The sequence below is a fragment of the Pseudaeromonas aegiceratis genome, assembly GCF_046254905.1.
In the GTDB taxonomy this organism is placed as follows: Bacteria; Pseudomonadota; Gammaproteobacteria; order Enterobacterales; family Aeromonadaceae; genus Pseudaeromonas; species Pseudaeromonas aegiceratis.
In genome coordinates, this window is the sequence record NZ_CP158016.1 from 2,512,856 (window position 1) to 2,538,968 (window position 26,113).

Sequence of the window (26,113 nt, forward strand, 5' to 3'; positions counted from 1 at the left end):
ATAAGCGTGGCCAAGGCCGCATCAAGCATAGAAATCAATTCCTGAGCTGCCTGTCGAATGAATCGCCAGGCTCTGGGTCACCGGCTCTTCGCTCGCCGAGGCATTCTGCCCCTGGCCGCGACCACGCTCGGCCCCCTGCCCCTCATTTCCCCACTGGCCACCTTGTGCCCCGGCGCCCTGCTGACCACCGCTGTGCTGTTGCACCTGGGCCTGGCTCATCTGGATGCCCTGGCCCGCCAGCATGTCCCGCAACCGCGGCAAGGCCTGATCCACCAGCTCCTTGGTCTGGGGGTGCTGCACCATGATGTGTACCTGAGCCTGCTGATCCTGATCCATCTTCAGCTGGATGCGCATCTTGCCCAGCCCTTCGGGTTCCAGCTGCAATTCAGCCTCATGCCACTTCTGCCCCAGCATCAACGTGAGGCGCTGCCCCAGCTGATCGGCGTTGTCGCTCAGGTTGGTGGTCATGGGCATGGGGGTCAGGGACGGTAAATTGGTCGGCAGGCGATCGGATTTTTCCGCCAGCTGCGGCGCCTGGGCCAAGGCCGCCAGATGGGCTGCGCTGCCGTGGGCGGCAGTCGCCGGACTGAGGGCCGAGGATGATGTCTCGCCACCGCTGGCCGACTGAGCGGCCTGACTCCCCAGCGCGGCCAGCCCCTGGCTGGTGCTCAGCTGCTCCAGCGTCCGTTCGCTGCCGTCGGCCGCCAATTGCTGCTGTGGATCCGTGCCGCTGGCGAGATCCGTGCCCTCTTGACCGACCAGGGCACCGGCGGACTGCCCCGCCTTATGGGTCGCCGCGTTCACCACCTTACCCAGCCCAGCTGCTTTGGCCTGGTTACCTCCTGCGGCCGCGACACCCCCACTGGCCAAGCCACTCAAATAGGCGCCCTTCAGCTCCCCCTGTTGCGAGTCTGCGGCGCCGGTGGTGCTCTGGGTGGCGGCCAGCAGCTGAGCCATGCCGTCGCTTTGGTTCTGCGTGTTCTGGGCTCGGGCCGTTTTATGCTTGCCGGTGGCGTGTTCCGCCCCAGGCTGAGTTTTCGCGACCGCCTCCTGGGTCGACGCGACAAACTCCGCCGACAGCGCCTCGCCAGCCTCACCGGCTGGCTTGGCGGTGGCCGAGCCCGGTTTCGCGGCCAACTCGCCCGCCGCAAGCAGCTCGGCCTGATCATCACCTGACGTGGAGGCATGCCCCTTGCCCTGGCCATGCGGCGCCTTGGCCTGCGCCGGATCCGCGCCGGGCAGCGCGCCCACCGCCTCACCCTGACCATCCGCCGTCGGCCGCGACGGTTTGCCACTGAGCTCGGCAGGCTGCTCACGGCTGGCCTGCAGATGAGACAGCCAGGCCTCGCCATCGCCCTCCCAGTTGGCGGCCTCTTGGGCGCCCGTGGCGGTCGAAGTCGACTCGGTTGCGGCATCGACCATCTTGTGGGCGTCGGCGCCGGCCTCGGCTTGGCCCAAAAGCGGCGTATGACCCACCCCACCGGCTTGCGCCTCGGCGACCGTCTCGGACGAGGGCTCATCCTGCGGCAACTTCTTGCCACCCTTATCCTGCAGCTTCCCCTGCGACTTCGCCTGAGCCTTGGTCGACGCCGTGCCAACCCCCTCCTCCCGCGCAACCCGGCTGGGCTGCCCGTTAGCACGGGCCGCAGTCTGCGCCTCACCGGTCTGTGCGGCGGAGGCGTCCTTCGACCGCGATGCCGTGCGGCGCGTCGGGCTGGCCGCCCCGCCGCTGCGCTCGTTGGCCTGCCCCATCAGGCGGGCAAAGTCGTCCTGACGGGCCGGGCCAGCACTGCTGGTCTGGCTCGCGGCTGGGGCGGAAGGGCTGGGGCTGGAAGGAGTGATAACGGGCATGGATCCCACCTCTGGCGAATGGCTAGCCCTCGAGGGGCGTGGCGTGCATCGTCAAACCGACGACGACAGACCTGACTTATGCTGAATAGCTAGCAAGGCGCGGGCCAGCTTTTTAGATCTCCCGCTGCTGGCGGTGAAAGTGCTGGATGGTGGCGAATTCGTCCAGCAGCTTCTGCTCCTGGCGCGCCTGACGCAGGGCTTCCCGCGTGGCCTGACGCTCAAGCAGGGTCTCCATGGCCTTGCGTTTTTGCTGTAGCTGCTGCCACTCCTGCTGGCGTTGCTGGGCCACGGCACGCACCTGGCGGACCCCTTGCTGCTGCTGTTGGGCGGCGTTGTCCAGCTTGTTGATGAAGGCCTGGTAGTGGCTGAGCTGATCCCGCCCCATCCCTTCACGTGCCTTGTCCCCCAGCTGCTGGGAGTAGATCTGGCGATATTCGTTCAGGGCACCCAGCTGCTGCTCGTAGCGCTGCTGGTCCTGACGGGCCAGGGCCAGCACCCGCGCGGCTCTGTCTTCGGCTTCCTTGATACGTTCGGCAAGCAGAGTGAGGGCCTTGCTCATGGGATCTCCTTACGGCTAGACGGCGCGTCGGTCAAACTGCCGGCCTAACAGGCTGTCGGTCAACTGCTGCAGGCCCGTCAGACAATCGTCGTAGGGCACCACTTCCTTCATCCGCTGGTGCAAGAACTGATCCAATGCGGGCCGCAGGGCGATGGCCTGGTCCAGGCGCGGATCGGCCCCCTGACTGTAGGCACCTATGGTGATGAGATCCCGATTCTGCTGGTAGAGGGAGTAATACTGTTTCACGGTGCGCGCCCGCAGCATGTGCTCTTCCGAAGTCACCATGGGCATGACGCGGCTGATGGACTTTTCGATGTCGATGGCCGGATAGTGACCACTGTCGGCCAGCTCCCGCGACAACACTATGTGACCATCCAGAATGGCCCGGGCCGCGTCGGCGATGGGGTCCTGCAGGTCATCCCCTTCGGTGAGCACGGTGAAGAAGGCGGTGATGGAGCCCTGGCCTTCGGCCCCATTGCCGGCCCGCTCCACCAGCGCCGGCAGCTTGGCAAACACCGAGGGTGGATACCCCTTGGTGGCCGGCGGCTCCCCCACCGCCAGGGCGATTTCCCGCTGGGCCTGGGCGTAACGGGTCAGGGAGTCCATCAGCAGCAGCACATTGAGCCCCTGATCGCGGAAATACTCCGCCAGGGTCAGGGCCGTCTCGCAGCCCTTCAGCCGCATCAGCGGCGAGGCGTCCGCCGGCGCCGCCACCACCACGGAGCGCGCCCGCCCCTCGGCCCCCAAGATGTCTTCGATGAATTCTTTGACTTCCCGGCCCCGCTCACCGATGAGCCCCACCACCACCACATCGGCGGTGGTACCCCGGGTCATCATGCCCAGCAGCACCGACTTACCCACGCCGGAGCCGGCAAACAGCCCCATGCGCTGGCCCTGGCCCACGGTGAGGATGGCGTTGATGGCCTTGACCCCCACGTCCATGGGTTCGCTGATGGGTTTGCGGGCCAGGGGATTGAGGCGCTGACTGACGAACTGGGCGTTATCTGCGGTGAGGATGGGGCCGAGATCGTCCAGCGGCAGTCCCACCCCATCGATGACCCGGCCCAGCAGCTCCATGCCCACCGGTACCCCATGCTCTTCGCCGATGGGAGTCACCTTGGCGCCGGGGATCACCCCCTTGAGCTGCTCGCTGGGCATCAGGAACAGCTTGTCGCCGGCAAAGCCCACCACCTCGGCCTCCATGTGGCCGCTCAGGGTTTCGATGCGGCACAGGGAACCCACGGCGGCGCGGCAGCCGATGGCTTCCAGGGTCAGGCCCACCACCCGCGTCAATTTCCCGGCGACGGCCGGACGGACCGCCAGCTCGCCGACCTGCCAGGCTTGCAGGCGGTCCAGCAGGCTCATGCGCCGCGCTCCAGATTGCTACGCAGAAACTGGCGCAGCAGCTGATCGATGCGCTGCTCCAGCAGCATATCGATGCTGGAGGTCTGGCTGCTGACCTGCAGATCCCCGCGATCCAGCGTGGGGTCGGCTTCCAGCTGCCAGCCGCGTTTGGCACAGGTCTCTTCGCCGTAAGCCGCCTGCACCAGAGTCAGATCCTCGGGGTGCAGTGCGATGCGCACCCCCTCCTCGGCGGCCGGCAACAGACCTATGGCCTCCTTGAGGGCCCCCAACAGCAGATCCGGCGAGGTATGGGCCTCCTGCCGGATCAGGGCACGGGCCAGCCGCATGGCCAGCCACACCAGCTGATTCTCCACCTGGCCGTCCAGCTCATGCAGCGGTTGGGCCAGGCGATCCAGCAGGCTCTGCCACTGGGTGGCCTGACTTTCGATGAGCTCACGCCCCAGGGCCAGGCCTTCCTCCTTGCCCTGTTCGAAGCCAGCCTCGTGGCCCTGCTGCAGGCCCAGCAGCTTGCCCTCTTCGAGCCCCTTGGCCAGCCCTGCCTCGCGGCCTTCGGCAAAGCCATCCTCGTAGGCGGCCTGACGCACCGCCTCTATCTCCTCGAGGGTCAGGGGTTGCTGAGGTTCTTCCTCCGGCTCCTCCACTTCGGGCTCGGGCTTGTGATACCAATCGGGCGGGTAGCCCAGGGCGTTGCTCTCGGCGTCCCCCTGGGGGGCCTCCATCTCCGGCCATTCCCAGGTCTGGGCGGGCTGTTCCGCTGACCCCTCGTCAGGCTGCTTGGGCACCATGGCTTATCCTCACACGAAATCGTCGCCGCCGCCGCCACCCAGCATGATCTCGCCGGCATCGGACAGCCGGCGGGCAATGCTGAGAATTTCTTTCTGGGCCGCCTCCACATCGCTGATGCGGATGGGCCCCATGGCCGCCAGGTCGTCCGCCAACATCTCGGCGGCCCGTTTGGACATGTTCTTGAACACCTTGTCCTTGAGCTGATCGTCCGCCCCCTTGAGTGCCTTTTGCAGCAGCTCGCCGGGCACTTCCCGCAGCAGGGTCTGGATGCCTCTGTCGTCCACGTCGATAAGGTTTTCGAACACGAACATCAGATCCTGGATCTGCTGGCTCATCTCCTCGTCGGAGTCGCGGATGGCGTCCATCAGCTGGCCTTCGACGTTGGTATCCAGGTAGTTCATGATACTGGCCGCCGCCTTCAGGCCGCCCATCTTGGCCGCCTGAGCACCGGCGGAACCGGCAAACTGTTTCTCCATGATGTCGTTGAGCTCTTGCAGCGCCGCCGGTTGCACCTCTTCGAGGTTGGCGATACGCATGATGAGGTCGAGCCGCACCTGCTCGGGGAACTGGCTCAAGATCTCGGCGGACTGCTCAGGATCCAGATACGACAGCACTATGGTCTGGATCTGGGGGTGTTCGTTCTGGATGATGCTGGCCACCTGGCGCGGATCCATCCACTTCAAGGAGTCCAGACCCCGGGCGCCGGAGCCCATGATGATCTGATCCACCAGGTTGCCGGCCTTGTCTTCCCCCAGGGCCGCCACCAGAGCCTTGCGCACGAAGTCCTCGCTGCCGATGCCGATGTTGGAAAACTTCTGGATGTCTTCGATAAACAGGCGGTGCACCGCCGTCACCTTGTCATGGCTGAAGTCCTTCATGGAGGCCATGGCCATCCCCAGGCGCTGCACCTGCTTGGGTTCCAGGTGGCGGAAGATCTGCGCCGCGTCCTCTTCGCTCAGGCTCAGCATCAGCACCGCCGCCTTCTCGATGCCGTTCATGGCATCCAGCAGTTGCTGCTGCTCGTTGCTGATGTGGCTTACCTTGTTGGCTTCACTCATTTTTCAAGCTCCCGCACCACCCACTCCTTGACCACCTGGGCGGCCAGATCCGGTTCGTTGGCCACCAGCGCCCGTACCGCCTTGAGCAGATCCTCGTCCTTGTGCAGATCCGGCAGGATCAGCTGGCCTTGCCGCATGCCGAAGATGGGCTCCTGCATCTCGGCCTGGTTGGCCAGCAGGTTCAGCTCATCATCCCCCTCCAGGGCGATGGAGCTGTCCAGATCCACTTCCTTGCCCTCGCCCTTGGCATCCGGGTAGAGCAGGCGCTTGAGCATGGGCCGCACCACGGTGACGATGAGGACTATGATGACCAGCACCGAGGCCACGATCCGCATGGCGCGCCAGAACCAGGACTGCTCATACATGGGCGCCTCGGCCACCGCCTCCAGATCAGGCCGGTTGAAGGGCACGCTCACCACTTCAATATGATCGCCCCGGCTGACATCAAACCCCAGCCCGCCCTTGAGCAGACGCCGCAGGGTTTCCAGCTCCTCCTGGGAGCGCGGCTGGCGGGTGACGGTGCCGTCCTCGCCCTTGACCGCAGTGTAATCCACCGCCAGGGAGACGGTCAGACGGCGGATGTTGCCGGCCGAACGCTTGATATGGCTGACGGTGGTGTCCAGCTCGAAGTTGCGGGTCGCCTCCTTGCGGCTGCTGCCGGAGCTCTGGCTCTGGTGGTTGCTGCCGGTGGCCTGCTCGGGAATGTTGCTGTCCATGGGGGGCTGGTTGGACAGGGCCCCGGGGATGCCCACGGCGCCATTGCCCATCTTGGTGTCTTCCACCGTCATCTCGGAGCGCACCGCCGGCAGATCCGGGTTGAAGCTCTTGCTGGTCTGCTCCTCCTGGGTGAAGTCCAGGCTGACGTCCACCTCGGCGGTGTAGTTGTCGATGCCCAGCACCGGCGCCAGGATGGCGTCAATCTTCTGCTTGTACTCCAGCTCCTGCTTCTGCTGCAGCTCGAACTCCTTGCGGGAGCGGCTGGCGGCGGGATCCTGGGAACCTGAGTTGAGCAGGCGGCCGTTCTGATCGGTCACCGTCACCCGGGTCGGCTCCAGGCCGTGTACGGCGGAGGCCACGGTATCGACGATGGCATCCACCTCTTCCTGCTTGAGGCTGCCGCCCCCCAGGGTCAACACGACTGTGGCGCTGGGCTTGCGTTCGTTACGGGCGAAGACGTTGTCCTTGGGAATGGCCAGCAGCACCATGGCCTTGGAGACGTTGTTGTACTGCTCGATGGCCCGGGCCAGCTGCTGCTCGCGGCTGAACTTCAGCCGCTCACCTTCCAGGCGCTGGCTGACCCCGAAGCCCGGATCCTTGAGCAGCAGGCTGTCGCCGTTGTTGCTACCGGCCTCGGGGGCGGACAGCCCGGCGCGCTTGAGCTGCAACCGGATGTTGGAGTAGTCGTCGGCATTGACGAAGATGCTGTTGCCGTTGACCTTGTAGGGGATCTGTTCCTGGTCCAGGTAATCCAGGGTCTTGACCAGCTCCTCGGTGCTGAACTGGCCCAAGGGGCGCTGCTCGGGCTCCTTGCCCCACAACAGGATAAAGACGGCGATGGCCAGACAGATGGCCAGCCCCAGGATCAGGGTCACCTGACGCAACACATCCGAGTTGGACAAGAAGCCAAAGGGCGAGGCTTTGGGCATGGGCACAGCGTCGTCTATGCTGCCCAACGACGCCTGATTATCGCTGACCACCAGGTCGTTACGCTTTTCCTCGGCCACGATAGCCCCCTTACACCGGCATGTTCATGATGGTTTTATAGGCTTCCAGCACCTTGTTGCGCACCTGTACCGTGGCTTCGAAGGCGATGGAGGATTTCTGCCCGGCGATCATCACGTCCGACAGGCTGATGCTGCGGTCCCCCATGTCGAAGCGGGTGCGCAGATCGTTGGTGTTCTGCTGCAGCTCGTTGACGTTATTGAGGGCATCCTTGAGCATCTGACCGAAGCTGGAGTGCACATCGCTCACTCCGACGTCGTTGCTCGGCGCCTGGGTCGGCAGGCCGCGGGCCTCGACGCGCATGGCCTCGAGCTCAGAGAAGAGAGAGGATCCGGGTACGTTCATAACCACTCCTTGCGGGATGTCGTGTTTTTGACATCGGGGATAGATACCCGGTCAATGCAAAGAGAGTGCCATGAAAAACGTAAGGCGCACCTTAGCAAAAAGGGGCGCCTAATGACATGAAAAAACGTGAAAAATGGGTGGGTTAACCGGGAACGTCTATTCCCTGCTCACGCATGCGGGCCAACTTGTAGCGCAGGGTGCGCGGGCTGATCCCCAACTGCTCCGCCACCGCCTTGCGGCTGCCCTGGCAGGCACTGAGGGTCTCCAGGATGATTTGCTGCTCCTGTTGCCGCAGCTCGCCCCCCAGACCGCTTGGCTCCTCCACCACAAACTCCGGCGACACAGGTGCCGGCCAATCCAGCTCCTGGCTGTCAAAGATCAGGGCGTCCCCCTCCAGCACATCCCCCTGCAACAGGATCAGCGCCCGCTGGATGACGTTGTCCAGCTCCCGCACATTGCCCGGCCAGCCATGGGCCTGTAACCGTGAGGCCGCGGTGGCGGAGAGCTCAGGCACCGCCTGGCCCTGGGTCTTGGCATGGCGGGCCAGCAGGTGACGGGCGATGGGCAGGATATCCCCGGGCCGCTGGGCCAGTGGGCGCCAACGCAGCGGGAAGACGTTGAGCCGGTAGAAGAGATCCTCGCGAAAGCCCCCCTCGCTCACCGCCTGACGCAGCTCCCGGTTGCTGGTGGCGATGACCCGCACATCCAGGGGTATGGTCTTGCGACTGCCCAGCCGCTCCACCTCTTTCTCCTGCAGTACCCGCAGCAGCTTGGCCTGCAGCCCCAAGTCCATCTCGGTGATTTCATCCAGCAACAGGGTGCCGCCCTGGGCCTGCTCGAACTTGCCCGGACAGCCCTGCACCGCGCCGGTAAAGGCGCCCTTTTCATAGCCGAACAGGGTGGCCTCCAGCATGTTCTCCGGAATGGCGGCGCAATTGATGGCCACGAAGGGTCCGTCGCAACGACCGGACTGATCGTGGATATAGCGTGCCAACACCTCCTTGCCCGCCCCGCTGGGGCCGGAGATCATCACTGTGGCCTCGCTGCGGGCCACCCGGGCCGCCAGCTGCAGCAGCTCGCCCGTGCTGGCATCGCCAAACACTGGGGTGTGCCGCTCCACCTTGTGGGGCGGCACATAGCGGCTCACCTGGTTGAGCAACACCTCGGGGGAGAACGGCTTGGCCAGGTAGTCGATGGCCCCCTCGCGCATGGCTCGCACGGCGCCGTCGATATTGGCGTAGGCGGTCATCAGCAGCACCGGCAGCTGGGGCCACTTCTGCTTGAGGTTGGCCAACAGGGTGTGGCCGTCCATGCCCCCCATCTGGATATCTGAGATCACCATGTCGACGCCCTGCTGCCCCAGGCAGACGAGGGCCGCCTCACCGCTGTCCGCCGCCAGGCAGTCGTAACCGGCCAGCAGCAGGGTGTCCACGATGGCCTCCTGCAGGCCGGCGTCGTCTTCCACCACCAGAATGCGTGATTGGCTCATGCCACTCCTCCTGCCACCGTGGCGGCTTGTTGGCGCTGCAAGGGCAGCAACAGGGTAAAACAGCTGCCCTCGCCGGGTACGGAGGCTACCGCCACCGTGCCCTGGTGGGCTTGAATGACCGACTGCACCACCGCCAGGCCCAGCCCGGTGCCTTGGGAACGGGTGGTGAAGAAGGGTTCGAAGATCTGCTGCACCAGCTCGGGGGCCATGCCCTTGCCATTGTCCACCACCCGGATGGCCACCTGCTCCGCCTGCCGCTCGGCACTGACCAGCAGGGCGCGGGCACCGGCCTGCAGGGCGTTGGCCAGCAGGTTGTTGATGGCACTGGACAGGGCGTTGCCATTGGCCAGCAGCAGGAGATCCGGCTCCGGCAGGCTGACATCCAGGCGGGCACCCGCCTGATTCATCATGGCGTCGGCACCGGCCTGGACCTGCTGCAGCAGCCCCTGCACCGACAGCTCGCTCACCGCCAGATGTTCCTCGCTCTTGGCAAACAGCAGCACATCGCTCACCTGCTGCTCCAGATCCCGCAGCCGGTCCATCAGCTTGCGCTGGAAGTTGCCGCGGGCCTCGAGGCTCAGGGTACGGTTGGCCAGGTTGGCACCATAGAGCATGGCGGCCGACAGGGGAGTGCGGATCTGGTGGGCCAGGCTGGCGGCCATGCGGCCCAAGGCTGACAGGCGCTGCATATGGGCCACCCTGGCCTGCAGCTGACGAGTGGGAGTGAGGTCGGTGATCACCACCAGCTGGCCCGGTTCATCCCGCAACGGCGAGGTGGTCAGCTGCACCAGGCGGCCATCCCGCAGGGAGACTTCGTGACCATCATCCTGCCGCGGGCTGAAGGCCCGCTGGATCACCGCCAGCCAGCTTTCCCCCTGCAGCGGGATGCCCAGCAGCCCCTCTGCCGCCTGGTTGGCCTCGGCGATGCGCCCCTGGCCATCGAGGATCAGCAGGCCGGAGGGCAGCGCCTCAAACACGGAACGCAGACGGCCGGCATCACGCCGGCCACGGGCAGCCACATCCAGTTCGATAAGGGGTGACGAGGAGGACATGATCCACTCCTGAATTTGACAGTTGCCAGGAGTAAATCAAGAATTGTGCCAGAATGAAATTTTGTTTATTTACAGCCATTTATAATGGAAAGTCAAAATATTGGCTCAGAGCTCCTTGCTCATGCCGTACTTCTTCATCTTCTCCACCAGGGTGGTTCTGCGCATGCCCAGCATGTCGGCGGCCCGCGCCACCACACCATCCTGGGCATCCAGCGCCTGGCGGATCATCTCCATCTCCAGCTCCGCCAGCATCTCTTTGAGATTGACCCCATCCTCGGGCAACACCTGGACAAAGGGATCCGCCATGGGTTCCTGGCTGGCCGGCTCGGGTTCATCCAGGAAGATCTGCGCCAGGGCATCCCGCTCCTCCCACTCACCGGCCGGGGTCGCCAGGCTGTCGCCGGTATCGCCGTAGCGATACTTGGCCGGCAACTCCTGAATATCCACGATCCGGTTGGGATGCAGGATCAGCAACCGCTCCACCAGGTTGGACAGCTCACGGACGTTGCCGGACCAGTGGTGTTGCATCAGGGATTCGATGGCCCGCTGGGTGAAGCGGATCCAGGCGTGATGCTCGGCGCTGTGGCGGTTGAGCAACTCCTGCAGCAGCAGCGGGATATCATCGGCCCGCTCTCGCAGCGGCGGTGTCTCGATGGGGAAGACGTTCAGACGGTAGTAGAGATCCTCGCGGAAGCTCTGCTGCTGGATCATCTGTTCCAGATCCCGGTGGGTGGCGGCGATGATGCGCACATCGGCGACGATGGGCTTGCCGCCGCCGACCCGCTCGAATACCCGCTCCTGCAGCACCCGCAGCAACTTCACCTGCATGGGCATGGGCATGTCACCGATCTCGTCCAGGAACAAGGTGCCGCCCTGGGCCAGCTCGAAACGGCCTCGGCGGGACGAGATGGCACCGGTGAAGGCCCCCTTCTCGTGACCGAACAGTTCGCTCTCCAGCAGCTCCCCCGGGATGGCGCCGCAGTTGACCGGCACGAAGGGGCCCGACACACGGGGAGACAGCTCGTGGATGGCCCGGGCCACCACTTCCTTACCGGTCCCGGACTCCCCCAGGATCAAGACGTTGGCATCCTTGTCCGCCACCTGGCCGATCAAGCGCCGCACGCTCTGGATGGCGGAGCCCTTGCCCACCAGCAACTTCAGCAGGGTCTGGCTGTGCTCGTTGCCCTTCAGGGCAGGATGCAGGGACAGGTAAGACTGACAGTAGTGCAACTGCTGGGTCAGGCTCTCGTACTGCACCGGTTGCTGCAGGCAGGCGATCAGGTTGCGGGGCCCCAGCTCCCGGGACTCGGCGGACAGGAAGGGCAACTGGGGATAGGTTTCCAGCAGAGTATCCAGGCTGGTGCCGTTCAGGCTGCCCACCACTACCGCCATCAGATCGTCGGCACTGGCCAGATAGGCCAGACAATCCTCCTCCGCCCCGCTCTGCCAGGGCACCCCCATGAAGGAAAGCACCGTCTCCAATTGCTGACGGCGGCTGTCGTCGTTGTCGATAAGCAGCAGGTTGCCCGTTACTTCCATTGCAGAACCCTATGTTCGGTAAAACTCACCCGCGGTACTATAAGCAATGGAATGGCTTTCGCCCAGCCTTGACGCCAAAAAGTCGACGTCAAGTCAAAATCACGCCAATCTCACTGGGCCTTATGGGTAAGGAGTGACCAATCCAGCGGTGTGCCGGCTTCCAAATCGTACCGGGCACACATGCTCAGCACCTCCGGCAGATGTTTGGGCGCCAGCCCATCAGACGGTCGCACCGAGCGAACATTCTCCAGCGTCATGGGCTCCCCAGCCTTTACCGCCTGACTGACGAACAAAGAGCGACCAAACTTGCGGTTACTCAGCACCTTGTCGGACAGGGTATAACTCACCTGGCCCAACGCCAGCTCCGCCTGGCGGATCCCCTTCACCATGGCTCCGAACTCATCGGGCGTCATGGAAAAGGCCGCATCCGGCCCGCCGACCGCCCGATCCAAGATAAAGTGTTTCTCCACCACCTGGGCGCCCAGGGCCACCGCGGCAATTGCGACCCCCATGCCCATGGTGTGATCCGATAACCCCACCTTGACCCCAAAGGTCTGAGCCATATGGGGAATCGTCAACAAATTGGCCTCCTCCACCGGTGCCGGATAGGAAGAGGTGCACTTGAGCAGGGTGACGTCCTGGTTGCCCATGCGATGACAGGCGGCCACCGCCTCTTCGATATCGGCCAGGGTGGCGATGCCGGTGGAAATGATCATGGGCTTGCCTTGGGCCGCCACATACTCGATGAGCGGAATGTCGGCGATTTCAAATGAGGCAATCTTGTACAGGGGAACATTTAAGGTTTCGAGAAAATCCACTGATGTCTTGTCAAAGGGGGTGGAGAAGAAGATCAGCCCCGCTTTTTGAGCCTCCGCCTGGATCGCTCCATGCCACTCCCAAGGGGTGTAGGCCTCCTGATAGAGCCGATAGAGGGTGGTGCCATCCCACAGCGTACCCTGCTTGATCTGGAAGTAGTCGTTATCGCAATCCAGGGTAATCGTATCGGCGGTATAGGTCTGGATCTTGATGGCATCAGCCCCCGCCGCCTTGGCCGCCCGCACCGTGGCCAGGGCCGTCTCCAGGGAATGGCCGTGATTGGCGGACAACTCGGCAATGATGAAGGTACGGTGACTCATGATGTACAGCCTCTTTGGAAAGACAATGACGACAGGTTAATCAGCATTCACTGCATTCATACTAAGCTGCATCCGAAGTAGCGGTGCCGTCTGCGGTCCGATTATGGTGAAACCCTGCTTTTGATAAAACGCTCTGGCCCGCAAATTATCCGCTTTGACCCCGAGCGAGAGGGAAGCCAGCTGCAACTGTTGGAAAGCCAGATGACGCAAGGCAGACATGAGACGCCCGCCGAGCCCGGCCACCGCAAGATCAACATTCTTATATATCCCGAGACTGGCTTGCCGCGCACACCAGTCAATACCTTGCAAGGCCACCATGCCTAACGGCTGGTCCTGCTCGTCCATCAGGGCATAGTTGACGTTATACAGATCCGATTTCTGCCGTTCGACGAATGCCAAGTGTTCTTCTTCGGTGATGATCCGCGTCTGCATCATCTGTTCGGCGATGCGCGGATCATTACGCAACGCCAGCATCCTCAGGGATTGTTGACGGCTCAAACAGGCAAAGGGCACCAAGGTGCCATGGGGGGTATGCACGGCCTGCGTCAGATAACGCCGACCCAACACCAAACCCACCAAACCCGGAGCCCCCTTGCCACAGGAAAGATGCGTCATGGCATCCAGGCACACCTGCCGGGCCGGTTTATCCGCTAATGTCGACAGAGCGGCGAAAACGGCCGCCTGTAGCGCGGGCGCATCCCAAGCCCCCGCCGAGATAAACACCCCCAGTTGATGCCAGGCGGCCATCTGACTGGCCTGATTATCGGCCACTTGCACCAACACCGCCGGCAGGCGTGCAGCCAATAATTCAAAGGTTGTCTGTCCCGCCGCGCTGATGGCCAAATCGCACTTCGTCATCAGGGCCGCCATCTGCCGGTCATCCAGATGATGATGACAAATCACCTCTGGTGGTAAGTCCTGCCCCCCCGCCGCCACGATGGCGTGTAATGTCGCGGCAGGAAAACATTGTTGTGCCCATGAGACCATCACCGGCAGCAACCGACGGACATCCGTGCCGCCCATGATGATCAGGATCTGCTGGACTGACTCCCGTGGCTCACGTGACGCAGGTAGCGCCCAAAATGCTGGCCTGAGCGGCTGCCACATGGGACCACACAACCATGAGGCCCCCGTAGCATTCGCTGGCGTCTCACCAGGCGCACCATGGACCACAAAGCCCTGCGGGTAGTTCAGGCGGTATTCGTCATCGAGGCAGATGATGTTCCCATAGCCGCTTGCGAGTCGCTCAACCATCCACTGGGCGGCCCGGTAACTGTCCAGCAACGCATAAGCGTCCGGGTATGACACCGCCTGGGACATCTGGGTCTGCCATGGTCCCCAATGAACCTGTTCGACCCTCAGATACGATTTTGCCAAGGCATCACCGTCGACCCACCAGATCACCTGCCCCCCCCGAGCCCGCCAGGCTTCGGCATAGGCCATGCAACGGATGATATGGCCCAAGCCGCAGGAGTGATCCCCTTCGGTGTAGATATGCAGCTGCATCAATCGATTCCGTGCAATAGCTGGTACTTGAGTTCGCACAAAGCCCAGTCGGTCTCATTGTCGATATCCTGAGCCGCCAACTCCGATATTTCGATGCCTCCGGAATGATCGGTAAACAGGCGACCGGCGGCCAGGCAGGGCGCCGGTCTTAGCCAGTAGAACTGCCCCGCATCGTGAAAAGCCGGCGGCAGATCCTGGGAGCGAGAGGAATAGAATTCAGGCTGCAACATGCTCACCCCCCCCGATGAAGACAGACCCAACGCGCGCTGAATGGGATAGCCAAAGCGCACCATGGGAAAGACACAGTCGTAACCCTCGCGCTGAAACAGCCCATGGGCCTGTTGCAGGCAGGCTGCTGTCACCAGGGGAGCGGTAGGCAATAAACAGCACACCTCGGCATAGCTCTCCCCCTCAGTCTGCAATTGTTCGACCACTTCCCGGATCACGCTAAGCAGATCGGCATGATCATCGGCATTGTGCGCGCTGCGCAAGAAAGGCACCTCAGCGCCGTATTGCCTGGCCACCTCAGCAATGTCGTCAGAATCGGTCGACACCAGGATGCGGTCGAACAGGCCACTGTCCTGGGCCGTCTGGATGGAGTAGGCCAGAATGGGCTTGCCACAGAAGGGGCGGATGTTTTTACCGGGGATGCGCTTGCTGCCCCCCCGCGCGGGGATCAGCGCCAGTCTCATACCAGCTCCCGTATGGCCTGGATAACCCGCTGCTGTTGGGCGTCACTGAGGGCCGCAAACAGGGGCAAGGAGAGACAGCGCCGGTAATAGGCCTGCATCTGGGGATAGTCCTCGCCTCGGGTATGCAGATGCTGGCGATACCAGGGTTGCTCCGGCACCGGGATATAGTGCACCTGGCTGCCGATGCCCGCCGCTTTGAGTCTGGCCATGACCTCGGCACGAGAAAGGCCTATGGCATCAAAATCCAGTTGCACCACATACAGGTGAAAACAGGAGTCGAGCCCGGGAGCCTCATAGGGACAGGTGAGCCACGCCAGCTCGGCAAACGCCTGGTTGTAACGGTTGACCAGCTCACGCCGCCGGGCCTTGAACTGACCAAGTTTTTGCAGCTGACTGAGTCCAAGTGCCGCCTGCATATCGGTCATGCGATAGTGCCAGCCTAGCGCCTGCATCTCGTAGTACCAGGAGCCAGGCTGCGCAGAAAGCATGGCGGGATCGCGGGTGATCCCGTGAGAGCGCAACAGGCACATACGCGCATAGAGGGTGGGATCATTGGTCATGATGGCGCCGCCCTCCCCTGTGGTCAGGGTTTTGACCGGATGAAATGAGAAGATGGTTGCATCACTGTAGCGGCAGTTTCCCACCGGGGAGCCGTCGGCATAGCAGGAGCCGATGGCATGGGCCGCATCTTCGATCACCTTGAGGTGATGCCGCTGAGCCAAGGCCGCCAGCGTCGGCATGTCTGCCGGCTGACCGGCGAAATGCACCGGGATCAGCAGCCGGGTCTTTTCACCGATGTGTGCAGCGACACCATCGGGATCCAGGTTGTAGGTGTCAGAGTCGATATCGGCAAACACGGGAGTGAGCCCGCAATAGAGCATGCTGTTGGCCGTCGCCACAAAGGTATTGGGCGTGGTTATCCCCTCGCTCCCTGACGGCAATTCCATGGCGGCCACCGCCAAATGCAATGCCGCCGTACCACTGGCCACCGCGACACAATAACGGGCCCCCGTCTGCTGGCACAACGCCTGCTCAAAGGCACTTATCTGCGGGCCCTGGGTCAGATAGTCAGATCTCAACGTCGCCAGTACAGCCTGCTCATCCTCTGCGTCAAGCCATTGACGCCCATAAGGAATGAACTCCATCAGATGGCACCCACCTTATGCTGATTCTGCTGGATCCAGGCTTGCAGGGTTTCGATGTCCATCCACTCCTGATTACTATCACTGGAATAGATAAAGCCCTCAGGCACCTTGACGCCATCCTTGATCCGATTGATATCGCGATCCCAGTTATGAATGCTGGGCAGGATCTTGAAATGCTCCGGATACTCGTAGGTGTAATACGAGTCTTCAATGCCGATCATCTGTTCGTGGAGTTTTTCACCGGGACGGATCCCGACAATCTCCTGCACGGCATCGGGTGCCGCACCCGAAGCGATATCGGTCAGCTTCATGGAGGGGATTTTCTTGACGTATATTTCGCCCCCCACCATGTCATTAAACGCGTGCCAGACCAGCTCCACCCCTTGTTCCAGGGTGATCATAAAGCGGGTCATCCGCGGATCGGTGATCGGCAGCTTGCCGCTGTCTTTAATCGACAGAAAGAAAGGAATCACAGAGCCCCGTGAACCCATGACATTGCCATAGCGCACCACCGAAAAACGACAGTAGTTGGCACCGGAATAGGAGTTACCCGCCACAAACAACTTATCCGATGCCAGCTTGGTGGCACCATACAAGTTGGCCGGACTGCTGGCCTTGTCGGTGGAGAGTGCAACCACCCGCTTGACCCCCGCATCGATACAGGCATCGATCAGGTTCATGGCGCCATTGATATTGGTCTTGATGCACTCAAACGGATTATATTCAGCCGTGGGCACTATCTTGGTGGCGGCGGCATGCACCACATAATCCACCCCATCCAGCGCACGATGTAATCTATCTTTATCCCGCACATCACCAATAAAGAAACGAACCCGGGAGTCACCTTGAAACCTCTTGGCCATCTCCCATTGTTTCATCTCGTCGCGAGAATAGATGATGATCTTTTTCGGATTATATTTTTCCAGAGTCATGGGCACGAAGGCATTACCAAATGAACCTGTACCACCCGTCACCAGAATAGTTGAATTATTCAGCATCGCTGCCACCTCGCAGGGCCTAGCAATTTCATACAATCACAAAGGCACATCTCATTCATGCGCCTAGCCTATCCATTAGCATTAATTCTTGCGCATATGCTTCAACGGCTCAAAATCCGTTTTATCCTTCATCGCCAATGCCTTGGCATAGAGAACCTTGGTCTCCTGCAAGAACTCAATGAATATTGCAATACATTTGCGCAGAAGATGGAATGTTTCTTCCTTGTCAGAAAATGCGTACAAGATACTGGTAATCACCGAGAGATAATAATTCATTGAACCGACCAGCACACGATACACATGATGGTAAGGTGACACAGCCAGTGAAGTAACCAGCTCAAAACTGACTAGGGTTCTTTCATTAACGTCCTCGTAGGTCAGACAATCTGGCTGCCAGACCTCGATTATTTTGTCGACCAGCTTATTAAACAGCTCTATCGCCAGGTAGTCCTGAAGTTTGTCGGCACTCACTGAGATAGGAACAAACAACTTCTCATAGATCTCATCCACCAAGCGATCTTTGTCCAGCGCAACCTCATCCAGTCGAAACTCATCAAGAGGCAAAGGAATCGCATTTTTAACCTGAGCACCATCACTGCAGTTATGGCAGATGACATCCGAATACAATCTAAGCAGAGTCCCCATATGGCGAGCGGATAAACCTAACAGCTGATTGGTCACCACTTCACCCCCAAAGTTGCCGGGTACCATAAACTCGGCTCGCCCTGTCATCAGCTTCTTAAGGGCCTCGATGGGTTTACCATCTTTATCGTAGTAGGAGCTGTTTTTGGCATGATGGTGCTCCTTGCTCTTGTAGCCATTATCCATGCCAAACAGATAGATATTCTTGAACCCCAAGGTGACAGCATAGCTTAGCCCGGTGTTACCTACCAATGGATTCACATTCAGCAGACCAGTATATTGCTCCATCAATTTATTCTGATTCGCCTTTAGCATGGCATACATGGGCTCATTGGGTTTAAATCCCATTGCTGAGCGGTCAAAATAAGCGAGACAATCAGGATGAATCACATCAACCGAGAGGAACAGAATATCTTGCAAATAGTCAGGGTCATTCAATGTGGCAAGAAAATCAGCAGAACTTTTGGTTCTCTCCACGGCCACATAGATATCAGGCTTGATACCCTCTTTATGCAAGGCATAGACACTACTACCACAGCAAATAATCAAGGCATTTTGTTGATATTCTTTGATATAAGGAAGCGCTGCATCCAGCGAAGGGCCATTACCCACCACAAACACCGGACACTGTGACTGCTCATTCTGTACCTTCTTACCCTTAAGCAAGAACGGGGCACCTTTGATGATGTTTTCGGCAGAGTGAGAGATGGCAAAGAGGTTATCATCAAAAAATCCCCAGCCAGTTCTCAGGGTATAAAATTCCTGACTAACCCGCTCGATCAGACTGAAAATAGTCGGGGATGGGTAATGCCAATAGGCAAACATGCTAGCAACCAAAAATGCACCGCGTTTATGAATCGCAGGCATCAGGTCATTCATCATGCTCTCTTCATCCTGCCCCAGCAGGATATGCAGACTCATTTTTTCTGAATCAAGATAGTCCAGCAAGGGAGCCCAATCAAAACAGAATAGCGAGGCATAAAACAAATCAAGATCCGGCTCGATAACAAACAGGTTTTTGACGCTACAGCGCTCATAAAGGTAACCCAGGTGGTAGCCTAAGCCAACACCGAAAACCAAAGCCATGGGAACTGTTTCGGGCAGGGAGGTGAGCTTATTCAGCGTTTTTTTGGCAGTCTGGTACTCTTCCGCCAACATGTTCAAATATTTGACGTGGATCTGACCGAAGAAATTCTTTTCCACCCCAAACTCGAGACGCGACAAGCTCGCGCGCCCCATCACTTGTTCGATTTGAGCCTTAGATTGTGCCAGTGGCTCGTCGCCGTAGAGCGAGACATTATCATCCAACCACAAGAGATTGGGCTCACCATTCGCGTTGCAGTAGAGTCTGAACGCCCTGGTTGGCTGATAAGCACGAAACTGCTCATAAATGGCCGGCATTAGACGCTCAAAAGCTGCCATGTTCTGAGCAAAGCGCAACGGTAGCACCTCGGCCATGGCCTTTTCCTGTTCCGATTGCAACCGAAGCTTATCCGCCTGCTGCTCTGTCTCCAGGATCAGCTTGTTGATGTCCATTGTCGTCGCTCCTGAGCATCTTATTGTCTGTTTTTCTTATACAGGGCATTGGCTCTGGCCCCCGTGACCATCTTAGCAATATTGGTGCCAACCTGTTCCTTTTCAGCCAATAACCGGGCTTCCAGCGGCCCCTCAACTCTGAGCAACTGACGTGCGAGCTTGACCAAGGCATCGGGGAAAGGATTTTCTGGACCTTGCTGTTTTACCAGCACAGACAACAAGGCTAAGCGCTCGTCGCCAAGCTGCTTAGCCTTATCAAATTCGTCTTGTTTGATCGCCGTCTGTATCTGACGGCTGAGTTCATCGAGGCGCGCTATCTGCGATGGCCAGTCCGTATCCCGTCCCTGGCTGGGACTGTCGGTCATAGATCACCTTCTTGCGTTTGCTGCTGAGACAAGGCCTGCTCCCGCTCGCTGGGCGGAATGGCGTCCCAGGCAGATTTGATGGTGATGAACAATTTGGCGACTTCGTCCACCGGCTCCTGACTCATCTCCCGACTGGCGTCCATCAGCCGTTGCTTCATGTAATCATAGAGAGCAAACAGATCTTGTGGGATCTTGCCAAAAGAAAGGTCCAGAGCCCCCTGCAGACCGTCCAGCAAACCAATGGCCTTGGAGATGGCAACCGATTTAGCCTCGAAATCGCGCCGCTCGATGGCCCCTTTGGCTTGAGCCAGGCGTTCCATCACTCCCTGCATCATCAATTGGATGATGCGGTAGGGATCTGCAACCGACATCTCGGCTTGCAGATTGTTTGAGGTGTAAGCCTTAAGGTTCTTACGGTACATGCTGACTCCCTAAGGATAAAAACAAGAAGATTTAGCTACTGCTACTGCTGGTGGAATTAGAGATGAGATTCAAATAAGAAAGCGACTGGCTCATCTGCACTAAGAGGCTGTCAAGACTACCATATTTAGCCCGCAGATTTTCCTCGTATTTGGTCATCTGTTCGGTGATGGTCGCCGTTTTATTTGCCAAGTCTCTGAGATCGGAGTTCAAGTTATCCTGCCGTTGGGCCAGCAAGCCCCCGGTACGGGAATAGACCTCCAGGGCACTGGAGAGTTGCCCTGCCACCCCATCATCACCACCAAATAGCGCAACGACCTGCTCGAAATTGTTGTCCAACGACTCGTTGAACTTGTCCTCATCCAAGGACAAGACCCCGTCATTGTCCATCTCAATCCCCAACTGGAAAATGGAGTTGTAGACGGTAGACTTATCGGATTTGCTGGTCAGGATCCCCGTCATCACGTTGACCACACTGCGCGTCACCGAATCGCCGGCCAGCGCCCCCCCATCGTCCTGGCTCTCACCTGCCACTATGGTGTTGCGTTTGCCCAGGGCGTTGGCTGAACTCACCAGCGAGTTGTAACCATCGATAAAACCCTGCACCAGCTCCTGGATACCGCTGTGGTCCGTGGTGATGGAGAGTTGGTTGGACTTCAGGGTAGCCCCCGTCGCATCTGAGGTGTCGGTATCAGAAACACGCAAGGCGGTCAGGCTGATCCCGACGATGGAATCATCGAAGTCATTGGTATCACTGGTCAGCGTATTACCATCCACAGTGATGATGGCATCCTGCGCCGTTTGGGTCTGAGTCAGACTGGATGAAAAAGTCGACAACTCACCAGTTCCGGTAATGGTCATATCATTACCGCTGCCCGTCACGCCAGAGTCGAGCACCAGCTTGGCCTCACCACTCGCCGTATTGATGATGTTGGCCGTCACCCCGAAATTGTCACCATTGTTATTGATGCGTTTGCGGATACTTTCCAGGGTATCCCCCGCCTTGACATTGACGGTGAAGGACTCGTCACCGGCGCCAAAAGTCAGGGTCGCATCCGCCGTCACCAAGGCGTCGGTCGAACTACTGAAGGTGCCTGTGAACTTACTGGTGGCCGCCAGCTGATTGACTGTGATGTCATATTGGCCATTGGATGCCCCCGTCTTGGTTTCAACGCTGTAGACAGGGTCGTCCTCATCTTGCTTGATCTCCACGGTGCGTTTGTTAAACGCCCCCGTCTTGGTCATGTCCTTCAAGGTGGACACATAGGATGAGATAGCCGATTTGAGTTTACCCAGCCCGGAGAGGGTAATCTGGGTATTGGTCTTCTTGGTGGTGACCGGGGTCTGCAACTGGGAGCGTTTGGCTTCCACACTGGCTGAAATGATGCTTTCCAGATCAAGCCCAGAACCGGCACCGGCTGACGTCACTGTGGCCATCGCTCTCTCCTCACCCGTGGTACTTAAACCACAGTTTAAATCTGACTATCCAGCAGCAAACCGGACAACCCCTGGTTGCCAGATTCGCCATGTTGCATGGACTGCACCCGGCGACTAATGTTCAGCAGTTCCTCGCTGGGGATCTGCCGTATCGTCTGCTGGGTTTCTGAGTCCACTACGGTAATGACGGTCTTATCCAGATCGTTATCAATCCGGAAATTCACCGCCCATCCCTTGATTTGACTCATTTCTTGCAATTCTTGGGCCTGCTCAATGATGTCTTGCATCATATCCGCCGGCGACTTGGCATCATCCTTGGGCTCCACCTTGGGCAACGCCGTAGACGAGCCTGCCAAATTATTGACACTTTCCGACTGATCTGTAAGGACATGAGCGGCCTTGCGGCCGCTCTGGTCTGTTACAGATAGGGAAGAGACGCTGGCAGGCGTAAGTGGAATTGACTCGTTTGCCATAATCTCCCCCTTATCTCACTTTGAGGTCTAACCCAAATTAGCCCAGCAGAGACAAGGCGGCCTGAGGACGTTGGTTTGCCTGTGCCAGTATGGTGGAGGCAGCCTGCTGCAGAATATTCTGCTTGGTCATGTTGGCGGTTTCGGTGGCGAAGTCCGCATCCCGGATCCGGGAGCGAGCGGCGCTAACGTTCTCAGACACGTTGGACTGGTTACGGATGGTGGAGTCGAAGCGGTTCTGTACTGCACCCAGCTCGGCACGCTTGGAGTCCACCGCCTTGATCATATAGTCCAGGTTGGCCATGGCCAGTTCAGCGGTACTGGCAGAGGTGATGCTCTGCACGTTAGAAACGCTGACCGCCGTCGTCGCAGTAGATACCTCATAGGGCTCGCTGGACGTGGTATCCGTCATCGTCACCACGGAAGCACTGGCCTTGGTGGCGCTGGCAATCCCAGACAGATCGAAGGACAGGGTCATCTTGAAGCTGATGGTCTGAGCCGCATCCGCGCCCACCTGGAAAGTACCTTCATAGGAACCGTCCAGCAGTTTCTGGCCACCGAAGGTGGTGTCGTTGGAGATACGGTTGATTTCCGTGGTCAGCTGGTCGTATTCCTGTTGCAGCGCTTCACGGTCATCGTCGTTGTTAGAGCCGTTGGAAGACTGCTGGGCCAGGGTACGCATGCGCTGCAGCATGGTGGTCACTTCATCCATGGCGCCTTCAGCGGTTTGGGCCACTGAGATGCCGTCGTTGGCGTTGCGGTTACCCTGATCCAAGCCGTTGATCTGAGAGGTCAAGCGGTTGGAGATCTGCAGGCCGGCGGCATCGTCCTTGGCGCTGTTGATCCGCAGACCGGAGGCCAAGCGGGTGTAGGAAGTGTCCAGAGACTTGCTGGTATTCGTCAAGTTACGCTGGGCATTCAAAGATGATGTATTGGTGTTGATATACAGAGCCATAATAATTCTCCCGATGAGAAGTTAACTGCGAGCCTCGCCTCACTCATAAGAGCCGGTGAGTCCCACCGTTCAAGCCAACCGGGTTGAACCGGCCCGGTTGACCTGAGCGCGGGTCGTCACGTTTGAACCGAACGCGAGACCCGCAGCACCGCAAATAGCTGGATTTCCGAACACCCCTCAATTTGCTTCATCTTGGTTAACGGCCATCGGCAGAAAAGCTTTAGGATTTTTTTGCCGCTATAAACAAAAAGCGGCAATCACTTGCCGCCACCCTGTGAAAACCGGACAAAAGGATAGATTAGTGGACCTCACTGACCAGCCACAGAGCACGGGCCTCGGCCGACTGACGTAAAAAACGAGGGCGACACCCAATAGTTGGCATAGCTAATGCTAGATTGTGAAGGTGTGCCAAGACGTTGGCGCCACAAAAAAAGGCCAGCATTAAGCTGGCCAATGAGCAAGTGCTCAGGAGATAGGCTGAATTTCACTCTACACTTGGTAAAAACCATGGCAGACTGTTTCAGCGTGTAACCAGAGAGTCAACTCTCTCCCGATAGATTAGAGACCGCATATCCGAACACCCCTCTAATCCATCCTCAACAGGGCGGCCTGAACCACCGCCCTGTTTCTTTTTTTACTAGCCTTGCAGCAGTTGCAGGGCGGCCTGCGGGCGCTGGTTGGCCTGAGACAGTATGGTAGAGGCCGCCTGCTGCAGAATATTCTGCTTGGTCATGTTGGCGGTTTCGGTGGCGAAGTCGGCATCCCGGATCCGAGAGCGAGCGGCACTGACGTTTTCAGACACGTTAGACTGGTTGCGAATGGTGGAGTCGAACCGGTTCTGTACCGCACCCAACTCGGCCCGCTTGGAGTCCACCGCCTTGATCATATAGTCCAAGTTAGCCATGGACAGCTCGGCGGTACTGGCAGAAGTGATGCTCTGTACAGAGGTCACGCTGGCCAAAGCGGTAGTGGCAGAAGAGACCAAGTACGGCTCGGTTGATGATGTATCAGTCTGAGACACTACGGTCGCACTTCCCTTAGCGGCACTAGCGATACCAGACAGGTCGAAGGACAAGGTCATCTTGAAGCTGATGGTCTGGGTGGCATCCGCCCCCACTTGGAAGGTCCCATCGTAGGTACCATCCAGCAGCTTCTGACCACCGAAGGTGGTATCACCCGCGATACGGTTGATTTCCGTCATCATCTGCTCGTATTCCTGCTGCAGCGCCTCACGGTCATCGTCGTTATTGGAGCCGTTGGAGGACTGCTGAGCCAGGGTGCGCATGCGCTGCAGCATGGTAGTGATTTCATCCATGGCGCCTTCTGCGGTTTGCGCCACAGAGATACCATCGTTGGCGTTACGGTTACCCTGATCCAGACCGTTGATCTGGGAAGTCAGTCGGTTGGAGATCTGCAAGCCGGCGGCGTCGTCCTTGGCGCTGTTGATGCGCAGACCGGAAGCCAAACGGGTGTAAGAGGTATCCAGGGACTTGCTGCTGTTCGTCAGGTTGCGCTGGGCGTTCAGTGATGAAACGTTGGTGTTGACATACATAGCCATGATCAATTTCTCCTAAGCATTTATTTTTGAAAATAACCAGGCTTATTAGTGTGTTATGTCTGCCTGCTTGACTTATTTATCGGACCTGCTGGCGTTTCCTTTAGCATTTTTTTCAACTTTTTTTGCTTCGGGATGCCGCAACTGCCTTACACCTTATTTATCGGTGCTATTGTCGATTCCTTTAGTCTTTTTGTGCCCCCAGCTTGCAAAGAACGGCCAGGCCACCCGAAGGTGGCCTGGCCGTTTTGTCATGGCTTGCCGAGGTTCGCTTAGAGATAGTCAAACAGGCTCTGCTGCTGCAGCCTACTGAAGGTCTGTTGCGCCACACTGAGGGCATTCTGCTCCTTGTAGAGATCCGTGATGGCCTGATACATGTCGATCTCGGAAACCGCCGCGCGGGCCTCGGTATTGCTTTGCTCCAGGCTGCCATTGGACGTCAGAACCGAGTCGAGGGTGTTCATCCTCGCACCTGTCTGCCACAGCGCCGTGCCCACCTGATCCCGAGTTGAACTCATATGTGTCAACGCATCCGCCACCACACTCTGCAGGTCATCGGCGCTTAGCGCCGAGGGGTCCTTCAGTGCCGAGATGATGTCGGTCATGGTATTGAGAATGTTGTCGTTGACCGGCGGATCCATCTGGAAGCTCTGACTGCCACCCGCGGTCACATCCACGGTCAGAGACAGGCCAATAAAATCCAATGCCTCCCCAGACACATACTCACCACTTTTAAGCACAGTGCCACTGCTATCGGTAATTTCGTAGGTATCCGGGCTAGCGGCCGTGGTACTAAAGGTGAAGCTGTTGGTGGCGGTGCTGCTGGTATCGTAATTGCTCTTGTAATAGGTGTCGTAGGCCCCTTGATCGGTGACGGAGATGCTGATGTTGTTGCTGCCGCTCAGGGCACTGGCCGTCCGTCGGGTGGCGGCCGTCTCAAAGAGGGTGTGGCCACTGTCGCTGGCCTGGATAGCGACCGAGGGCGAGACCTGCACGCTGCGCACCCCAGCATCCCCCTGAAACACGTAACTGCCATTGGCATCCTTGGCCCAGGGTTGAATCTGGGTCTGGTTACCCGAGAACAGATACTCCCCTTGGGGATCCTTGCTGTTCATCAGGTCATACAACTCCGTCTGGCGCATCGCCAGCTCACTGCCCAGATCCTGCAGATCCCCATCGCTCATGGCGCCGTTTTGGATCTTCTGCAACAGGGTGGTGGTACTGAGCAGGTTATCGTTGATGGAGGTGAGGACCGTCTCTTCATGGCTCAAGGTACTCTGCAGCAGATTGCCATTGGTGGTGTACTGCTGATATAGCTCGATATTGGTGGTCAGCCCCAGCTTCTGACTCATGCCAAAGGGGTCTTCCCCCGCCGTATCGAACTTGTTGCCGGAGAGCACCTTGCTATTGGCCTGATCCAGGCGCCCGGAGGTATTCATCAGGGCCTGCAGATGGCGGTCAAACTGCATGTTGGTGGAAATACGCATGGA

Annotated in this window: 23 protein-coding genes; all 23 read right to left on the bottom strand. The window is 59.2% G+C overall.

Annotation, left to right across the window (positions count from 1 at the left end; genetic code table 11):
* Positions 1–21 precede the first annotated feature (21 nt).
* Positions 22–1,851, bottom strand: a complete 1,830-nt coding sequence (locus tag ABHF91_RS11820) for a flagellar hook-length control protein FliK (protein WP_409420482.1) — start codon at positions 1,849–1,851, stop codon at positions 22–24.
* A gap of 112 nt (positions 1,852–1,963) precedes the next feature.
* On the bottom strand, positions 1,964–2,410 hold the full coding sequence (gene fliJ, locus ABHF91_RS11825; RefSeq protein WP_409420483.1) for a flagellar export protein FliJ: 447 nt from the start codon (positions 2,408–2,410) through the stop codon (positions 1,964–1,966).
* Between the two features lie 15 nt (positions 2,411–2,425).
* Positions 2,426–3,775 carry a flagellar protein export ATPase FliI gene (fliI, locus tag ABHF91_RS11830; protein WP_409420484.1) on the bottom strand — a complete coding sequence of 450 codons (1,350 nt, stop codon included), beginning with the start codon at positions 3,773–3,775 and terminating at the stop codon, positions 2,426–2,428.
* Positions 3,772–4,560 carry a flagellar assembly protein FliH gene (gene fliH, locus ABHF91_RS11835; RefSeq protein ID WP_409420485.1) on the bottom strand — a complete coding sequence of 263 codons (789 nt, stop codon included), beginning with the start codon at positions 4,558–4,560 and terminating at the stop codon, positions 3,772–3,774. The genes fliI and fliH overlap by 4 nt, the downstream gene beginning before the upstream one ends.
* A 9-nt stretch (positions 4,561–4,569) precedes the next feature.
* A complete protein-coding gene (gene fliG / locus ABHF91_RS11840) occupies positions 4,570–5,619 on the bottom strand; it encodes a flagellar motor switch protein FliG (protein ID WP_409420486.1) in 1,050 nt (349 codons plus the stop codon).
* Complete coding sequence (gene fliF, locus ABHF91_RS11845) at positions 5,616–7,265, bottom strand: flagellar basal-body MS-ring/collar protein FliF (protein WP_409423114.1); 1,650 nt, start codon at positions 7,263–7,265, stop codon at positions 5,616–5,618. The genes fliG and fliF overlap by 4 nt, the downstream gene beginning before the upstream one ends.
* Before the next feature lie 88 nt (positions 7,266–7,353).
* Entirely contained in the window at positions 7,354–7,686 is a 333-nt protein-coding gene (gene fliE, locus ABHF91_RS11850; RefSeq protein ID WP_409420487.1) for a flagellar hook-basal body complex protein FliE, read from the bottom strand.
* A 142-nt stretch (positions 7,687–7,828) separates the two neighbouring features.
* Positions 7,829–9,175, bottom strand: a complete 1,347-nt coding sequence (locus ABHF91_RS11855; RefSeq protein ID WP_409420488.1) for a sigma-54-dependent transcriptional regulator — start codon at positions 9,173–9,175, stop codon at positions 7,829–7,831.
* Entirely contained in the window at positions 9,172–10,227 is a 1,056-nt protein-coding gene (locus ABHF91_RS11860; RefSeq protein ID WP_409420489.1) for a sensor histidine kinase, read from the bottom strand. The genes ABHF91_RS11855 and ABHF91_RS11860 overlap by 4 nt, the downstream gene beginning before the upstream one ends.
* A gap of 105 nt (positions 10,228–10,332) precedes the next feature.
* Positions 10,333–11,766: a sigma-54 dependent transcriptional regulator gene (locus tag ABHF91_RS11865; RefSeq protein ID WP_409420490.1), complete on the bottom strand. Its 1,434-nt coding sequence runs from the start codon at positions 11,764–11,766 to the stop codon at positions 10,333–10,335.
* A 110-nt stretch (positions 11,767–11,876) separates the two neighbouring features.
* A complete protein-coding gene (gene pseI / locus ABHF91_RS11870) occupies positions 11,877–12,902 on the bottom strand; it encodes a pseudaminic acid synthase (RefSeq protein WP_409420491.1) in 1,026 nt (341 codons plus the stop codon).
* Between the two features lie 36 nt (positions 12,903–12,938).
* Complete coding sequence (gene pseH, locus ABHF91_RS11875; protein WP_409420492.1) at positions 12,939–14,408, bottom strand: UDP-4-amino-4,6-dideoxy-N-acetyl-beta-L-altrosamine N-acetyltransferase; 1,470 nt, start codon at positions 14,406–14,408, stop codon at positions 12,939–12,941.
* Complete coding sequence (gene pseF / locus ABHF91_RS11880) at positions 14,408–15,100, bottom strand: pseudaminic acid cytidylyltransferase (protein ID WP_409420493.1); 693 nt, start codon at positions 15,098–15,100, stop codon at positions 14,408–14,410. The genes pseH and pseF overlap by 1 nt, the downstream gene beginning before the upstream one ends.
* The gene (gene pseC, locus ABHF91_RS11885) at positions 15,097–16,245 is read right to left on the bottom strand and encodes a UDP-4-amino-4,6-dideoxy-N-acetyl-beta-L-altrosamine transaminase (RefSeq protein WP_409420494.1); all 1,149 of its coding nucleotides are present in this window, start codon (positions 16,243–16,245) and stop codon (positions 15,097–15,099) included. The genes pseF and pseC overlap by 4 nt, the downstream gene beginning before the upstream one ends.
* Complete coding sequence (gene pseB, locus ABHF91_RS11890) at positions 16,245–17,243, bottom strand: UDP-N-acetylglucosamine 4,6-dehydratase (inverting) (protein WP_409420495.1); 999 nt, start codon at positions 17,241–17,243, stop codon at positions 16,245–16,247. Before pseB ends, pseC begins: the two co-directional genes overlap by 1 nt.
* A gap of 81 nt (positions 17,244–17,324) precedes the next feature.
* Complete coding sequence (locus ABHF91_RS11895; protein WP_409420496.1) at positions 17,325–19,421, bottom strand: 6-hydroxymethylpterin diphosphokinase MptE-like protein; 2,097 nt, start codon at positions 19,419–19,421, stop codon at positions 17,325–17,327.
* Between the two features lie 20 nt (positions 19,422–19,441).
* Complete coding sequence (locus ABHF91_RS11900; protein ID WP_409420497.1) at positions 19,442–19,786, bottom strand: hypothetical protein; 345 nt, start codon at positions 19,784–19,786, stop codon at positions 19,442–19,444.
* Positions 19,783–20,208 (bottom strand): flagellar export chaperone FliS, encoded by a 426-nt coding sequence (gene fliS, locus ABHF91_RS11905; RefSeq protein WP_409420498.1) that lies wholly within the window; start codon positions 20,206–20,208, stop codon positions 19,783–19,785. Before fliS ends, ABHF91_RS11900 begins: the two co-directional genes overlap by 4 nt.
* 31 nt (positions 20,209–20,239) lie before the next feature.
* Positions 20,240–21,643 carry a flagellar filament capping protein FliD gene (gene fliD, locus ABHF91_RS11910; RefSeq protein ID WP_409420499.1) on the bottom strand — a complete coding sequence of 468 codons (1,404 nt, stop codon included), beginning with the start codon at positions 21,641–21,643 and terminating at the stop codon, positions 20,240–20,242.
* A 35-nt stretch (positions 21,644–21,678) separates the two neighbouring features.
* Positions 21,679–22,116 (bottom strand): flagellar protein FlaG, encoded by a 438-nt coding sequence (locus tag ABHF91_RS11915; RefSeq protein WP_409420500.1) that lies wholly within the window; start codon positions 22,114–22,116, stop codon positions 21,679–21,681.
* 37 nt (positions 22,117–22,153) lie between these two features.
* Positions 22,154–23,068 carry a flagellin B gene (gene flaB / locus ABHF91_RS11920; protein WP_409420501.1) on the bottom strand — a complete coding sequence of 305 codons (915 nt, stop codon included), beginning with the start codon at positions 23,066–23,068 and terminating at the stop codon, positions 22,154–22,156.
* A gap of 637 nt (positions 23,069–23,705) precedes the next feature.
* On the bottom strand, positions 23,706–24,626 hold the full coding sequence (gene flaA, locus ABHF91_RS11925) for a flagellin A (RefSeq protein ID WP_409420502.1): 921 nt from the start codon (positions 24,624–24,626) through the stop codon (positions 23,706–23,708).
* 269 nt (positions 24,627–24,895) lie between these two features.
* The gene (flgL, locus tag ABHF91_RS11930) at positions 24,896–26,110 is read right to left on the bottom strand and encodes a flagellar hook-associated protein FlgL (RefSeq protein ID WP_409420503.1); all 1,215 of its coding nucleotides are present in this window, start codon (positions 26,108–26,110) and stop codon (positions 24,896–24,898) included.
* Positions 26,111–26,113 lie beyond the last annotated feature (3 nt).